The organism is Paracoccus aerius (assembly GCF_014656455.1).
Classification (GTDB): Bacteria; Pseudomonadota; Alphaproteobacteria; order Rhodobacterales; family Rhodobacteraceae; genus Paracoccus; species Paracoccus aerius.
Map to the genome: position 1 here is coordinate 44,284 of NZ_BNCL01000013.1, position 14,631 is coordinate 58,914.

The 14,631-nt window shown below is 67.0% G+C and carries 15 protein-coding genes, 2 tRNA genes and 1 pseudogene; 5 read left to right on the forward strand and 13 right to left on the reverse strand.

From position 1 onward, the window contains the following. The first annotated feature begins 126 nt into the window (after positions 1-126). The gene (locus IE224_RS14595; RefSeq protein WP_191311384.1) at positions 127-528 is read left to right on the forward strand and encodes a hypothetical protein; all 402 of its coding nucleotides are present in this window, start codon (positions 127-129) and stop codon (positions 526-528) included. Here IE224_RS14595 and IE224_RS14600 read toward each other — a convergent pair whose 3' ends face one another. From IE224_RS14600 to IE224_RS21545, 9 genes and pseudogenes are all read right to left on the reverse strand, one after another. Continuing rightward, a complete protein-coding gene (locus IE224_RS14600) occupies positions 529-915 on the reverse strand; it encodes a hypothetical protein (RefSeq protein WP_167621722.1) in 387 nt (128 codons plus the stop codon). Positions 916-932: 17 nt separating this feature from the next. Then, a tRNA-Sec gene (locus tag IE224_RS14605) sits at positions 933-1,028 on the reverse strand. 48 nt (positions 1,029-1,076) lie between these two features. Beyond that, positions 1,077-2,933, reverse strand: a pseudogene (gene selB, locus IE224_RS14610) (selenocysteine-specific translation elongation factor); the annotation flags it as partial. Further along, positions 2,930-4,297 (reverse strand): L-seryl-tRNA(Sec) selenium transferase, encoded by a 1,368-nt coding sequence (selA, locus tag IE224_RS14615; protein ID WP_191311386.1) that lies wholly within the window; start codon positions 4,295-4,297, stop codon positions 2,930-2,932. The pseudogene selB and the gene selA, both read right to left, overlap by 4 nt. Continuing rightward, on the reverse strand, positions 4,297-5,211 hold the full coding sequence (gene fdhE / locus IE224_RS14620) for a formate dehydrogenase accessory protein FdhE (RefSeq protein WP_191311388.1): 915 nt from the start codon (positions 5,209-5,211) through the stop codon (positions 4,297-4,299). Before fdhE ends, selA begins: the two co-directional genes overlap by 1 nt. A 48-nt stretch (positions 5,212-5,259) precedes the next feature. Continuing rightward, positions 5,260-5,946, reverse strand: coding sequence for a formate dehydrogenase subunit gamma (locus IE224_RS14625; RefSeq protein ID WP_167621725.1), 687 nt, complete (start codon positions 5,944-5,946; stop codon positions 5,260-5,262). After that, positions 5,946-6,929 carry a formate dehydrogenase subunit beta gene (gene fdxH, locus IE224_RS14630; RefSeq protein ID WP_191311390.1) on the reverse strand — a complete coding sequence of 328 codons (984 nt, stop codon included), beginning with the start codon at positions 6,927-6,929 and terminating at the stop codon, positions 5,946-5,948. The genes IE224_RS14625 and fdxH overlap by 1 nt, the downstream gene beginning before the upstream one ends. Further along, positions 6,926-9,403: a formate dehydrogenase-N subunit alpha gene (gene fdnG / locus IE224_RS14635; protein ID WP_202380190.1), complete on the reverse strand. Its 2,478-nt coding sequence runs from the start codon at positions 9,401-9,403 to the stop codon at positions 6,926-6,928. The genes fdxH and fdnG overlap by 4 nt, the downstream gene beginning before the upstream one ends. Positions 9,404-9,415: 12 nt before the next feature. Continuing rightward, positions 9,416-10,015 (reverse strand): twin-arginine translocation signal domain-containing protein, encoded by a 600-nt coding sequence (locus IE224_RS21545; protein WP_202380189.1) that lies wholly within the window; start codon positions 10,013-10,015, stop codon positions 9,416-9,418. A 220-nt stretch (positions 10,016-10,235) separates the two neighbouring features. Here IE224_RS21545 and IE224_RS14640 point away from each other — a divergent pair, with 220 nt between their 5' ends. Further along, entirely contained in the window at positions 10,236-10,616 is a 381-nt protein-coding gene (locus tag IE224_RS14640) for a translation initiation factor 2 (RefSeq protein WP_191311475.1), read from the forward strand. Positions 10,617-10,665: 49 nt separating this feature from the next. On the opposite strand, the gene IE224_RS14645 is transcribed toward IE224_RS14640, so the two are convergent. The 4 genes from IE224_RS14645 to IE224_RS14660 form a co-directional block, all read right to left on the reverse strand. After that, positions 10,666-10,748, reverse strand: a tRNA-Leu gene (locus IE224_RS14645). Positions 10,749-10,783: 35 nt separating this feature from the next. After that, positions 10,784-11,698 carry a pseudouridine-5'-phosphate glycosidase gene (locus IE224_RS14650; RefSeq protein WP_191311477.1) on the reverse strand — a complete coding sequence of 305 codons (915 nt, stop codon included), beginning with the start codon at positions 11,696-11,698 and terminating at the stop codon, positions 10,784-10,786. An 8-nt stretch (positions 11,699-11,706) separates the two neighbouring features. Next, positions 11,707-12,603 carry a PfkB family carbohydrate kinase gene (locus IE224_RS14655; protein WP_191311393.1) on the reverse strand — a complete coding sequence of 299 codons (897 nt, stop codon included), beginning with the start codon at positions 12,601-12,603 and terminating at the stop codon, positions 11,707-11,709. After that, positions 12,600-12,947, reverse strand: a complete 348-nt coding sequence (locus IE224_RS14660; RefSeq protein ID WP_229849397.1) for an ArsR/SmtB family transcription factor — start codon at positions 12,945-12,947, stop codon at positions 12,600-12,602. The genes IE224_RS14655 and IE224_RS14660 overlap by 4 nt, the downstream gene beginning before the upstream one ends. Before the next feature lie 206 nt (positions 12,948-13,153). On the opposite strand from IE224_RS14660, the gene IE224_RS14665 reads away from it, so the two are divergent. From IE224_RS14665 to IE224_RS14675, 3 genes are all read left to right on the forward strand, one after another. Continuing rightward, positions 13,154-13,501 (forward strand): AtpZ/AtpI family protein, encoded by a 348-nt coding sequence (locus IE224_RS14665; RefSeq protein ID WP_167621730.1) that lies wholly within the window; start codon positions 13,154-13,156, stop codon positions 13,499-13,501. 2 nt (positions 13,502-13,503) lie between these two features. After that, complete coding sequence (locus tag IE224_RS14670; RefSeq protein WP_167621731.1) at positions 13,504-14,259, forward strand: F0F1 ATP synthase subunit A; 756 nt, start codon at positions 13,504-13,506, stop codon at positions 14,257-14,259. A gap of 86 nt (positions 14,260-14,345) precedes the next feature. Continuing rightward, the gene (locus IE224_RS14675) at positions 14,346-14,582 is read left to right on the forward strand and encodes a F0F1 ATP synthase subunit C (protein WP_167621732.1); all 237 of its coding nucleotides are present in this window, start codon (positions 14,346-14,348) and stop codon (positions 14,580-14,582) included. The last annotated feature ends 49 nt before the right edge of the window (positions 14,583-14,631 follow it).

The window sequence follows — 14,631 nt, forward strand, 5'->3', positions numbered from 1 at the left end:
TGGCCGCCAAAGCGTGGCGGCCCGAAAAAATTCCCGCCCTTCTAGTCGGGGGGGCGGTTCTCTGCAAGCGGAACCCGCGCAGCGGGCCGCGCGTTTTCCGCTGTCCCTGTCCTGGAAAGGCCCGCCATGACCCGCTTCAGCGTCATCATTGCCACCAGCCTTCTGGCCGCAAGCGCCGCCTGGCCGCAGACCGCGCCCACGCCCGCCGCGCCTGACATGGCCCAGCCCCGCGCCGCAACCCCCGCGCCGGCGGCCCAAACGCAGGTGCAGGGCCAATCGGGCGAAGGCAACTGCCCGGCGCCCGACACGGTGGCCCAGCCCGCCACCCAGCCCCAGCCCGGTTCCGACAGCACCGAGGCCAACAACGCCGGCACCAGCGGGTGGAGCGGCGGCCTTGGCGGATCGCATCTGGGGACGAATGCGCAGGGCGCGGTGAACGCTTCTCCCACCTGGCAGCCGCCCACCGCACGCGGCCTGGACCTGGCCGGACGGGCCGAGCCGGTGGCGGCGCAGCCCGCCGCCTGCTGATCAGTTCAGCATCGGCGGCTGCGGTTCCGCATCGTCCAGCCGCAGCCTCAGCCCGTCGCGGTTCAGGAACTCTCCGTCGCGGATGAGGGTGCGATCGCCGTTCATCGCACGAACAAGCTGGTCCAGCCGGTCGCGGGCGATGTCGTCCTTGACCAGCCCCTCGCGGCCGGCGCGGAACAGGACCACCGCGTCCCAGGCCACACCCGATCCGTCCAGATAGCCCGTCATGTCGGGCCAGCGGATCTCGTCCCCGATCACGTGCAGATAGGCCGACCGCAGCAGATCGACGCGCCCGCCCCCCAAGCCCAGAAGCACGATCAGCATCGTGAAGCCCTGGGTTTCGGCATAAGTCTGCTGCACCCAGTCGTCGAAATCGGTTTCGTTCATGGCTGGCCTTGGGATGATGGCGGAAGGGAATGGGAGTCGAACCCACCCGGGACAGTCTCGCTGCCCCAACCGGAGTTGAAGTCCGGCCGCCCCACCGGGGACGATTCCCTTCCAGGATCGCCGAACAGGTCGGCGCGATGAGGGTTGATGCGACGTAAATCGCCCCGGCGCAAGGTCAGCCCAAGGCGGTCGAAGAAGTCCAGGATCTCGATGGCGACCTTGCGGCCGTTCTGCACGCGGTCGCGAAATGCGGGCGCGGTGAACCAGCCGTCAGGGGCCTGCGCCGCGACATCGTGGATGATCGCCACCATTTCCCGCGTCACCTCGCGCGCGAAGAAATGGTCATGGGCGATCTGGTCGGTGCGGCCCAGTTTCTGCGTCAGGCGCAGGACGCGGCGCACGTCCTTTTCGTCGATGCCGAATTCGGTCGCGAAGTCGCGCACGCGCGGCGGGCGAAAGCGGGTCTCGCCCCCAAGGGCGGGGGCGATGCGGTCCCACAGGGCCTCGTCATCTGGCGTCAGGCGGACCTCGTGGCCGGGCAGGCGGACAAAGGCGCCGTCCAGGACCGCGCGTCCCGCATCAGCCTCGGCCCGCAGGAAGGCCAGGAAGGCGTCCTTCGGCAGGCGCGGGTGCAGTTGCAGGCGCAGGCGTTCGCGGCCCAGCCCCGCCAGGTCGGGATTGCCTTCGTGGAACTGCGTCAGGGTGTCCGTCAACTGGGCTTGCAGCGCGTCCAGCACCGGACGGCCAAGCGCCAAGTCGCCGATGGTCGCCCCATCCGCGTGGCGCAGCGCATCGGCCAGACCGGCGGGCGACAGGCTGCGGTCGCGGGCAAAGGCGGGCAGATCGACCGGTGCCACGGCCAGCATCGCGGCAAGGGCTGCCGCCGGATCCTCGGCGCGGGCGGCGTCCAGCAGCGCCAGCCGTTCGGGCGTGCGGCGCTTGCGGGCCGGGGCGCGCAGGTCGAGGAAGCGCCCGCCGCCGATGGTCCGGCTGGCCGACACGTCGCGCAGGATGAAGCGGTCATGCACCGCCGCGGCAATGGGCCGGTCCAGCACGATCTGCACCGGGCCGCCCTGGCCGGGCTGGATCAGATCGCCCAGAGGCACGATGCGCGCGCCGGTTTCGACCGCATGGCTGTGCAGGCGGGCGGGGAACCAGGTGCCGATGGGCTTGGGTTCCGACGGCAGCACCGTCAGCCAGGCGTCGATCCGGTCGGTCGGCGCGTGCAGCGCGAGCGACAGCACCACATCGCCGCGATGGATGGCGTCCTTGCTGATCGCCTCGCCCGCCAGGTTCAGCGCGCATCGCTGTCCCGCCCGGCCTTCGGTCGCCGGGCGGTTCTGCGCGTGGATGGCGCGGATGCGGGCGGGCAGGCCGCGCGGGCTGACGATCACCTGATCGCCCACGGCGACTCGGCCGGTCAGCATCGTGCCGGTCACGACCGTCCCCGCGCCGGACAGGGTAAAGCTGCGATCCACCGCCAGGCGCATCGGGCCATCGGCATGGCGGGCGGTCGTTTCGGATTCAGCGGCGATCAGCGACGCCCGCAGGGCGTCGATCCCTTTGCCGGTCAGGGACGATACGGGCAGGATCGGCGCATCGGCCAAGGCGGTCCCTGCAAGGGCCTCGCGGATTTCGGCCGCGGCTTCGGCGCGCCGCGCGTCGTCCGCCAGGTCGGCCTTGGTCAGCGCGACAATGCCGCGCCCGATGCCCAGCAGGTCCAGGATCGCCACATGTTCCCGCGTCTGCGGCATTACGCCGTCGTCTGCGGCCACCACCAGCAGCGCCATGTCGATGCCGCCCGCGCCCGCCAGCATGGTGTGGATCAGCCGTTCGTGCCCCGGCACATCGACGAAGCCGGTGATGGTGCCGCCACCCAGGTCGGCATAGGCAAAGCCCAGGTCGATGGTGATGCCGCGCGCCTTCTCCTCGGCCAGGCGGTCGGCATCGGTGCCGGTCAGCGCCTTCACCAGGGCGGTCTTGCCGTGGTCGATATGCCCCGCCGTGCCGACGATCATGCCGACAATGCCCCCAGCAGATCCTCGTCCCGGTCAAGGCAGCGCAGGTCAAGGATCAAGGCGCCCTCGCGGATGTGGCCGACCACCGGGCGGGGCAGGGCGCGCAACTGCGCGGCCAGCCGGTCGGGCGCGTTGCCCCCCGCGCCCGTGATCCGCAGCCCGGCCGAGGGGATGGTGTCGGTGGGCAGCGCGCCCGAGCCGATCTGGCTGGCGCAATCCGTCGTGGTCACCGTGTAGTCTGGCAGCAGCGCACCCACTTGCGGGGCGAGGCGGGCGGCCTGCGCGGCGATGTCGGCTTGCGGGCGCGACAGGTATTGCAGGGTGGGCAGGCGTTCGGCCAGCCGGTCCGGGTCGCGGTAAAGGCGCAAGGTGGCCTCCAAAGCCGCGATGCGGATCTTGTCCAGGCGGACGGCGCGTTTCAGCGGGTTCCTGTTGATCTGCGCGATCAGGTCGCGTCGGCCGACTATGAAACCCGCCTGCGGCCCGCCCAGAAGCTTGTCGCCGGAAAAGGTCACCAGATCCGCGCCTTCGGCCACGGCCTCGGCCACGGTGGGTTCGCGGCGCAACCCCCAGCCAGCCAGATCGACCAGCGACCCCGCGCCCAGGTCATTGAGCAGCACGACCCCCGCCCTGCCCGCGATCTGCGCGAGGTGCGGGGCCGGCACCTCGGCCGTGAAGCCCTCGATGCGATAGTTCGAGGTATGGACCTTCAGGATCAGGCCCGTGTCCGGCGTGATCGCGTCCTGGTAATCGCGGGGATGGGTGCGGTTGGTGGTGCCCACCTCGACCAGATGCGCGCCGGCACGGGCCATGATGTCGGGCATCCGAAAGGCGCCGCCGATCTCGATCAGTTCCCCGCGCGACACGATGGCCTGCCGCCCCTGGCCGAAGGTGTTCAGCGCGATCAGGACGGCGGCGGCATTGTTGTTGACGACGGTGGCGTCCTCGGCCCCGGTCAGCTCGCACAGAAGCCCGCGCAGGTGGTCGTCGCGCTGCCCGCGTCCGCCGCTGCCCAGGTCGAATTCCAGCGCCAGGGGCGCAGACATGGCTGCGCTTGCGGCCGCGATGGCCTCCTCCGCCAGGATCGCGCGACCCAGGTTGGTGTGCAGGACAGTGCCGGTCAGGTTCAGCATCGGCCGCAGGTTGGACTGCGCGGCGGCGGCCAGGTCGGCGGCCAGCAGATGCGGCAGGCGCGCAGCCTCGGCATCGCCGTCGGCGCCGTCGCGGATCGCGGCGCGGGCGGCGTCCAGACGGGCGCGCAGGCCCGCCGTCACTGCCGCGCGGCCGTGGCCGTCGATCAGCGCCCGGCCCATCGGGGACAACAGGAACTGATCGACCGAGGGCAGGGCCCGGAACCCCGTCATCAGTATCCCGCGATGAAGGGGTTGAAGCCGCCGCGCCGGAAGTCGGTGTCCTTCATCAGCATGTCCAGGCCCAGGCTGGACACGTCGTCGGCGATGGGATCGAGGCTGGCGTTCTTGACCTGATACAGGATCTTGACCCAGCCCTTGCAGTCGCCGCAAACCTCGGCCTTGACCGTTGCCTCGCCGGATTCGGCGCTGCGATAGCTGATTGCGGCGTTCGATCCGCAGCAAAGGCAGACGACCCGCACCTCGTTCCACTGGGTCGCGCAGCAGCCGCAGGTGGCGTATCGCGTGCTTTCGATCCCCGCCTGTCCCATCACCGATGAGGTGGCGGGCTTGCCGCCGCAGGTGGGGCAGGTGCCGGTCCTGATCTTGACCAGCTTCGCCCCGTCCAGCGTTCCCGCCAGCCGCGCCAGGTGCAGTTGCACCGCCGCGCTGACGAACAGATGCGGGGCCGCGCTGTCTTCCGGGATGCGGTCGGACAGGATGTTTTCCAGCAGCCAGTGCCGGTCGGCGATGCCCGATGCCGTCACGGCGGACAGCGCAAGGCGGGCCTGTTCCGGCATCTCCACGGCCGCGACCTCGGCCAGGAAGCGGTCCAGCGTGGCGTGCATTCCTTCGTCCGTGGCAAGCGCCATGCGGTCGATAGGGGGCATCCGGCTGGAGCGGGCCAGTTCCACGCGGTCCGAGGGGATCGGAACCGGGGACGGCAATTCGCGGGCCAGCCGCGCCTGCAAAGCGGTCAGGTCGGCCAGAAAGCGCATATAGGGCGCCAGATTGCCGCCGTGATCCGCCAGAAAGGCGAAGCGCCCGGCCCGCTTGTCAAAGACTGCCGCGGCATCGGGCAGAAAGGCCAGCGGCGCCACAGGGACGCCGCCAATGACCGAAGGGTCGGGTTTCAGACTGTTGTTCATCGTCTCTCCGGGCCGGACGGCCTTTATGTCCGGCCACTTGCCTTTGCGTTATTCTGCCGGGCCGTTCTGGCGGCGTCCAGCCAACTCGCGCAGCCACTTGCGGTGGTGGCGATAGGCCCAGCCACCGGTCACGGTCCCCCGCGTCATCGCCCGCAGCGTGCCGCGCGTCCAGAAGGCTGCATAGACGTGCAGGATGAAGACCAGGATGATCGCCACCGCCGCAAGCGCATGAGTCAGCACGGCCCAGCGGCGGGTGGGGATCGAGACAAGCTCGCCGAAGAACTGTTCCCAGATCATGATCCCGGACACGATCAGCACCACGATCAGCAGCGTCATGCCCCAGAAGATGAACTTCTGCCCGGCATTGTATTTGCCAAGCTCGGGCAGGTTCTCTTCGTTGCCCTTCACCACGTCGCCGATCTGGTTAAGCCATTTCCTGTCATCCGGCGTGGGCAGGTTCAGCCGCCACAGCTGGATGAACATGACCATGAAGCTGACGAACAACACTACGCCGATGATCGGATGCAGCCACCGTGCCGTCTGCCCGCCGCCGAACAACCCGGTCAGGAAATACAGCGAGGGGTGGAAGAAGGCCAAGCCCGAGACCAGCAGCAGGATCAGGGACAGGGCCGTGATCCAGTGGTTTGCGCGGATGAACCCCCGGTAACGGCTGACCGTCACCGGGCGGGTCGATTCGATCCGGTCGCCCGGTTCGGAATAAAGGGGGCGCGGCATCAGACAGACCCCCTGTCATCCGAACCGCCGGAAACGACCAGCTTCTCGGCTTCCTTCTCCTCGTGCTCGTCGACCTTGTTGGCGCGGGCGAAGATGCCGTGGATCGCGGCGCCGACGGCGGCCACGCCCATGACGGCAAGCCCGGCAGTCTTGGTCACGCCCTTCCAGCCTTCGACCACGGGCGAGATGCGCGGGTTCTCCGGCAGCTTGTCATAGATAGATGGCTTGTCCGCGTGATGCAGCACATAGAAGACATGCGTGCCGCCGACCCCCGCCGGATCATAGATCCCGGCGTTTTCATAGCCGCGCGACTTCAGATCCTCGACCCGTTCGTTGGCATGGGCGATCATGTCCTCCTTGGTGCCGAAGACGATCGCCTGCGTCGGGCAGGCCTTGGCGCAGGCCGGGCCCTGGCCCACGGCCACGCGGTCGGAACACAAGGTGCATTTATAGCTCTTGTGATCGACCTTGCTGATGCGCGGGATGTCGAAGGGGCAGCCGGTCACGCAATAGCCGCAACCGATGCAGTTCTCGTGGATGAAATCGACGATGCCGTTGGAATACTGCACGATGGCGCCAGGCGCCGGGCAGGCCTTGAGGCAGCCCGGATCCTCGCAATGCATGCAGCCGTCCTTGCGGATCAGCCATTCCAGGTTGTCGGTTTCCGGGTTCACCCATTCCGTGAAACGCATCAGGGTGAACATGTTCGGCGTCAGGTCGTGGGGGTTTTCGTAAACCCCCACGTTGGTCTCGACCTCGGGCTTGGTGTCGTTCCACTCGATGCAGGCGGACTGGCAGGCCTTGCAGCCAATGCACTTGCTGACGTCGATCAGCTTGGCGACCTTTTCCAGTTGCCGCGTGGGCTGCGGCACATCCTTCGTGGCCGAGATTCGGACCACGTCGGACGGCAGCAGGTTCGACGCAATGGGCTGGACCGGGGGGTTTGAGGCCGCGGTCTTGGGTTGGGGCGCGGTTTCGCTCATGCCACCGGCTCCTCTGCCGAAGGTTCAATATTGACCATGAAGGCCTTGAATTCAGGCGTTTCCACGTTGGCGTCGCCCACCTGGGACGTCAGGCTGTTCGGCCCGAAGCCCTTCCTGGCGGCCCCGACGAAGCCCCAGTGCAACGGAATGCCGATCACATGGACGGTCTTGCCGTCGATCTGCATCGGCCGCAGCCGCTTGGTCACCACTGCCTTGGCCCACACCTCGCCCCGCTTGGACCAGACGCGGACGCGCCCACCGCGCGCGATGCCGCGCTCGGCCGCCAGTTCCTCGCTGATCTCCACGAAGAACTCGGGCTGCAACGCGGCGTTCACCGGGTTGTGCTTGGTCCAATAGTGGAAATGCTCGGTCAGGCGATAGGATGTCGCCACGAACGGGAACTCGGGGTCCCCGATGGCGGCGAACTGGTCGGCGGTGCTTTCGAAGACCCGCGCCACCGGGTTGCCCCGCATGCGCGGGTTGAACACGTTGGCGATGGGCGCCTCGAACGGCTCCATATGGGTGGGAAAGGGACCGTCCCGCATCATGCCCCGGCTGAACAGGCGCGAGGCGCCTTCCGGGTTCATGATGAAGGGGCGGACCTCGCCCGGCCTGGCCGTGACCGGCATGTCGGGCACGTCATAGCCTTCCCATTTCTCGCCGGTCCATTCGATGATCTTGCGCGACGGATCCCACGGCTTGCCCTGCGGGTCGCAGGAGGCGGCGTTATACAGGATCCGGCGGTTCGCCGGCCATGCGAAGGCCCAGTTCAGGAACATGCCGGTGTCGTCGGGATCGGTGTTGTCCCGCCGCGCCATCATGTTCCCGGCCTCGGTCCAGCTTCCGGCATAGATCCAGCAGCCGCCCATGGTCGATCCGTCGTCGCGGTAATGCCCGAAGCTGGACAGTTGCTGCCCGGCCTCGGCCATGACCTTGGTGGGATCGGCGGCATCATAGACGGTCGCAAGGGCGCGGCCGTTCATCTCGCGCGCAAGCTCGTCTGCCTTGGGATCGTTGGGGTCGCGATAATCCCAGGTCAGGTTCAGGATCGGGTCGGGGAAGACCCCGCCTTCGTCCTGATAGAGCTTTTTCACGCGCAGGAAGATCTGCGCCATGATCCAGGTGTCATGCTTGGCCTCGCCCGGCGGGGTCGCCCCCGGCCAGTGCCATTGCAGCCACCGACCCGAGTTCACCAGGGCGCCTTCGTCCTCGGCGAAGCAGGTGGTGGGCAGTTCCAGCACCTCGGTCTGGATGGACGCGCTGTCCACGTCGTTGTGGATACCGTGGTTCTGCCAGAAATGCGAGGTTTCCGTCGTCAGCGGGTCCATGACCACCAGCATCTTCAGCTTGGAAAACGCCTCGGTCATCTTGCCGCGGTTCGGGAAGGACAGGATCGGGTTGAAGCCCTGGCAGAAATACAGGTTCACCTTGCCGTGGTTCATCAGCTCGAACATGCGCATCCCGTCATAGGCGGGCACGTCGAGCTTCGGCAGATAGTGATAGGCCCAGTCGTTTTCGGCCGTCGCGGCATCACCCCACATGGCCTTCATGAAGCTGACCATGAACTTGGGATAGTTCTGCCAATAGCTGACCTGGTTCGGCACGATCGGCTTGAAGCCGCGGGTGGACATGTAGGTCGCCCAGTCCGCTTCCTTTTCCGTCGGGATGTTCAGGTATCCCGGGATCAGGTTCGACATCAGGCCGATATCGGTCAGGCCCTGGATGTTGGAATGGCCGCGCAACGCGTTCATGCCGCCGCCCCGGACGCCGATATTGCCCAGGATCAGCTGCAGCATCGCCATGCCGCGGATGTTCTGCGCGCCCTTGGAATGCTGCGTCCAGCCAAGCGCATACATCGAGGTCATGGTCTTGGTCGGCGACGAGCATTCGCCGATCATCTCGGCGATGTGGAGGAACTTGTCCTTGGGCGTGCCGCAGACGCGTTCCACCATCTCGGGCGTGTAGGCGTCCACATGGGCTTTCAGCAGGTTCCAGACGCAGCGCGGGTCCTGCAGCGTGGGGTCGGTCTGGACAAAGCCGTCCTCGCCCATCTTGTAGTCCCAGGACGACTTGTCATAGTCGCGCTTTTCCTCGTCATAGCCGGTGAAAAGCCCGTCGGACCAGCCGAACTCGTCCTTCACCAGGAAAGAGGCGTTGGTGTAGTTGCGGACGTAATCCCACTGCACCTTGTCGTTCTCGATCATCCAGCGGATCATGCCCATCAGGAACACGATGTCGCTGCCCGGACGGATCGGCGCATAATAATCCGACACGGAGGCCGTGCGGGTATAACGCGGATCGACCACGATCAGCTTGGCGCCGCGATGGTGCTTGGCCTCGGTCACCCATTTGAAGCCGCAGGGATGCGCTTCGGCGGCATTGCCGCCCATGACGATGACAAGGTCGGTATTCTTGATGTCGGTCCAGGAGTTGGTCATCGCTCCACGGCCAAATGTCGGGCCCAAACTGGACACCGTGGGGCCGTGTCAGACGCGCGCCTGGTTATCGAATCCGACGATCCCCATGGACCGGACCGTCTTGTAGGTCAGCCATGCGGTTTCGTTTGTGGTTGCCGATGCCGCCAGGAAGCCGGTCGTCGTCCAGCGGTTGACCGGCACGCCGGCCTCGTTCGCCTGGATGAAGTTGGCGTCGCGGTCGTCCTTCATCGCGCGGGCGATCTTGTCCAGCGCCTCTTCCCAGGTGATGTCCTGGAAGTCGCTGGCACCGGCTGCGCGATAGCGCGGCTTGGTCAGGCGGGTGGGCGCATGGACGAAGTCCTTCAGCGCGGCGCCCTTGGGGCACAGCGTTCCGCGGTTGGTCGGATGGTCCGCGTCGCCCTCGATATGCAGAAGCTCGGCGGTCTCGCCGGCTTTCACATCGCCCTTGGAATACATGATGATCCCGCAGGCGACCGAGCAATAGGGGCAGGTGTTGCGTGTTTCCGTGGTCGTGGCCAGCTTGAAGGCGCGCACATGCGCCTGTTCCGCCGCCTCGGCCCCGCCGAAGCCCATGGCCCCAAGCGACGTTGCCGCAACCCCCGCACCCGCAAGCCGTAGGAAGCCGCGGCGCGAAAGGTCGATGTTCATAAGACCCCTCCTGCTGCCTGTCATGAATAAGATAGGTACGAGCGGAGTTTGCTGACCGGGCGGTCAAAAGTCAAGGTGGGCAGGTGTTCCCGCCAGACGCCACCATTGTAGACGGAAGTTAAAGCAAGGTAAAATTATCCTTTAGAAACATAATTATGTCGTGCTTGAGCGCTTACAGCCTTCATGCGACTGAACGATCACTTTCATAATGAGGGACGTGATGTTCAAGCCGACTTTCCTAGCCTGCGCCATCTTGTCGGTCGCAGGATGCGCGACGATTAGCCGTGGATCAAACGACACACTGGTGGTGAATTCCACACCTTCCGGTGCCCAGGTGAAGATGAGCGACGGGCAGACATGCAACAACACGCCCTGTACCTTCAAGGTGCCTCGCAAGTCCGAACTTAACGTCTTGATCACCAAGCAGGGCTGCAAGCATCAGCAGATCCGCGTGACCAACAAGGTCGCGCCCGGCGGAAGTGCGGCCATGGCCGGAAACGTCTTCGTCGGCGGGATCATCGGTGCGGGCGTCGATGCGGACAGCGGCGCGATGCTGGATCTGGTGCCCAACCCGGTCGAGGTGACTCTGGACTGCCGCTGAGGCTGCGGAACAGGCCGCAGCGCGAACGTCTCGTGGTCCGATGCCATTCTGGTGCGCGGCGAGGGACTCGAACCCCCACGCCGAAGCGGTTGGACCTAAACCAACTGCGTCTACCAATTCCGCCAGCCGCGCACGCCGCAAGCCTTACGGCAGGACGGGCGGGGTGGTCAACGGGTCATCGCAATCGCGATCTGCGCCGCCAGGCGGGCGTTGTTCAGCACCAGTTCGATGTTGGATGCCAGCGAGCGCCCTTCGGTGATCTCGAAGATGCGCTGCAAAAGGAAGGGCGTGACCTGCTTGGCGGCGATCTGCCGGGCCTCGGACTCGGCCAGGGCCTGCTCGATCACGGGGGTGATTTCCTCGTGGGCGATCTCGGCCTCGGGCGGGATCGGGTTGGCGACAAGCTGGCCGCCCTTTAGGCCAAGACGCGCGCGCATGGCGGCAGCGGCGGCGATCTGGTCTGCGCTGTCCATGCGCAGGGGCGCCTTGATGCCGCTGGACCGTGACCAGAAGGCGGGCAGTTCGTCCTGGCCGTAGGCGATGACGGGCACGCCCAGGGTTTCAAGCACCTCCCAGGTCTTGGGCAGGTCAAGGATCGCCTTGGCCCCGGCGGCCACGACCGTCACCGGGGTCTGCGCCAGTTCCTGCAGGTCGGCCGAGATGTCGAAGCTGCTTTCCGCGCCGCGATGCACGCCGCCGATGCCGCCGGTGGCAAAGACCCGGATGCCCGCCAGATGCGCGCAGATCATGGTGGCGGCGACGGTGGTGGCGCCGGTGCGGCCGTTGGCCAGGCAGACGGCCAGGTCCGCGCGCGACAGCTTCATGGCTTCGTCGGACGGCGTCTGCGCCAGGATTTCAAGCGCCTGGTCCGTCAGGCCCACATGGATCTGACCGCCCATCACGGCAATCGTGGCAGGCACCGCGCCGTTGTCGCGGATCACCTGTTCCACCTGCCGGGCCATCTCCAGGTTCTGCGGATAAGGCATCCCGTGGGTGATGATCGTCGATTCAAGCGCGACCACGGGGCGGCCCGCCGCAAGAGCGGCTTCGACTTCGGGCGAGAAGGTGAGGGGGGCGGTCATGGCCGGTGTCATGGGACGTCCTTTCCAGAAACATGCGCGGCGGCGGCGTCCACCGCCTGCCGCAGGGCCGCGTCGCGCGGCAGGTGGTTCAGTTCGGCGGCAAGATGCGCCGCAAGAAAGCAGTCGCCCGCGCCGGTGACGCGGGCCACGGTCACGGCGGGGGGCGTGACCGTCAGGGTGGGTGCCCCCGCCATCGCCTCGGCCACGGCATGGGGACCATCGGTCACCAGCACGCGGGCCGCGCCGCGCGCGACCACGGCCTGCGCGGCGGTCGCGGCGTCGGGGCAGGCGCGGCCGGCCAGGATCTCGGCCTCGAGGCGGTTCAGGTAGAAGCAGCCGCGCCGGGCGGCGATCAGGGGCTCCAGCCGCTCGGCCTTGCCGGGGCTGGCGGGGACGACGCGCAGGTCGGCGGCGGCCAGGCGGGGGTCGCGGGCGACGAAGGCCAGCAGATCCTCGGTCAGGTTCCCGTCCAGCACGACCGGCGCGGTCCAACCGGACAGCGCGCCGTCCAGCGGGTCGAGGATCGCGGTGCCGGCGTCCTCCAGGCTGTGGACATCGGCGATGGCGGCGATCAGCCCCTCGCTGTCCTCGATCCCCATATAGGTGTCGGTGGGCAGGCCGGTGTCGCGGGCCAGTTGGTCGGTCAGCACGCCCAGCCGGCGGGCCTGGGCCACCAGGGCCTCGCCCTCGGGGTCGCGGCCGACGGCGGACAGGACGGCAGGGCGCAGGCCCCAGCGGGCCAGGGCCACCGCGACGTTCAGCGCCACGCCGCCGGGAATGTGGCGGATGCGGCCGGGCACGTCGGCGCCCGGCGCCATGCGGCGGGGCGCACGGCCGATCACGTCCCACAGCATCGCGCCGATGCACAGGATGTCGGGGCGCGGGGTATCCGGCACGGTGGTCATTCCTTGGTCCAGTCCTGCATCTCGGCTTCCAGGAAGCGTTCGAAGTCGTCGAGGTCGATCGGGTCGAACTGCCCGAAGCCCTGCATCCAGACCGAGGCCGCGCGCATCCCGTCCGGATCCAGCTTGCACCAGGTGATCCGGCCGCGCCGTTCCTGCCGGATCAGGCCCGCCGCCGCAAGCACCGACAGATGCTTGGAGACGGCGGCAAGGCTCATGTCGAAGGGCGCGGCGACGTCGCTGACGGCCATGTCGTCCTCGAGCAGCATCGACAGGACCCGGCGCCGCGTCGGGTCGGCCAGGGCCGCGAAGATCAGGTCCAGCCGGTCGGGCAAGGGGGCGTTCATCGGGTATCCAGGCTGGGGAAGGGGCCGCAATGGTCAACTGTGCGGTTGAATAATGTCGCGTCGGAACTGCGAACACAACCCGCAACCCGAAAACGGGGAAATCAGATTAGGAAGGTTTTTCAGTCGTTTGGGAGGGCGGGACAGTTGCTTGACTTGGGGGGTGAACCACCCTAGACAGCCGCCAACCGATGACGGGGGCGTGAAACATGGCCGAGGAGCCCCGGAGCGACGCGAACAGAGAGGCGGATGCCGCCCGTTTGCGCGACCTGGAGCGGCGGCTGGCGGAGAAGACCCCCAGGCCCGATGGTCCCGGACCAATGGGCAAGTATGAACAGGCAAACCTTGCCTGGCGCATGGTGATCGAGCTCGTGTCCGGCCTGGGGCTGGGTTTCGGGATCGGATACGGACTGGACTATCTGTTCGGCACGACGCCGGTCCTGATGGTCCTGTTCATCTTCTTTGGCCTGGCGGCCGGCATCAAGACGATGATGCGCACCGCGGGCGAGCTTAACCGAAGCTCTGGCACGCCGCCAGAGAGCGACAAGAGGGACTGATCGTGGCGACCGAAGCGCATGGCGAAGCAACCGGCCTGTCTTTCCACCCGATGGACCAGTTCATCGTCCGCCCGCTGTTCGGCGACGGAGAGGTCCACTGGTACACCCCCACCAACGTCACCCTGTGGATGTTCCTGATCGTCGCCGCCACCCTGGCGCTGCTGGTGATGGGATCGCGCGGCCGGGCGATCGTGCCGACGCGCGGCCAGTCCGTCGCGGAACTGGCCTATGGCATGGTCCACAAGATGATCGCCGACATCGCGGGCAAGGACGGGCTGAAGTACTTCCCCTATGTCATGACGCTGTTCATGTTCATCGTCTTTGCAAACCTGCTGGGCCTGCTGCCTCTGGCCTTCACCGTGACCTCGCATATCGCGGTGACGGGCGTTCTGGCCGCGGCCGTCATCATCGGCGTCACCGTGATCGGCTTTGTCAAGAACGGCGTGCATTTCCTTGACCTGTTCTGGATCCGCTCGGCCCCCTTGGCCGTCCGTCCGATCCTGGCCGTGATCGAGGTCATCAGCTATTTCGTGCGCCCGCTGAGCCTGTCCATCCGACTGGCCGGCAACATGATCGCCGGTCACGCGGTCATCAAGGTCTTCGCCGGTTTCGCGGCCATCGCGGCGGTCGCGCCCGTCGCCGTCGTCGCCGTGGTCGGCATGTACGCCTTCGAGGTGCTGGTCGCCTTCGTGCAGGCCTATGTGTTCACCATCCTGACCTGCGTCTATCTCAAGGATGCGCTGCACCCGTCGCACTAGGCGGCGCGCAGCCTGGGGCGGCGCGTGTTCATGCGCCGCCGTCTTTCAACCCGAATTCCAAACTTCCAACCGCAAGGAGCATCATCATGGAAGGCAATATCGGAGAACTGGGCCAGTACATCGGCGTCGGCCTGACCGCATTCGGCATGGGCTTCGCCGCCCTTGGTGTGGGCAACGTCGCCGGCAACTTCCTGTCGGGCGCCCTGCGCAACCCGTCGGCCGCCGCCGGCCAGACCGCCACGCTGTTCATCGGCATGGCTTTTGCCGAAGCCCTGGGGATCTTCTCGTTCCTGGTCGCGCTTCTGCTGATGTTCGCAGTCTGATCCCTTTCATCCTTGCGGCGGGGTGGGGCTTCGGCCCCATCCCTTCGTG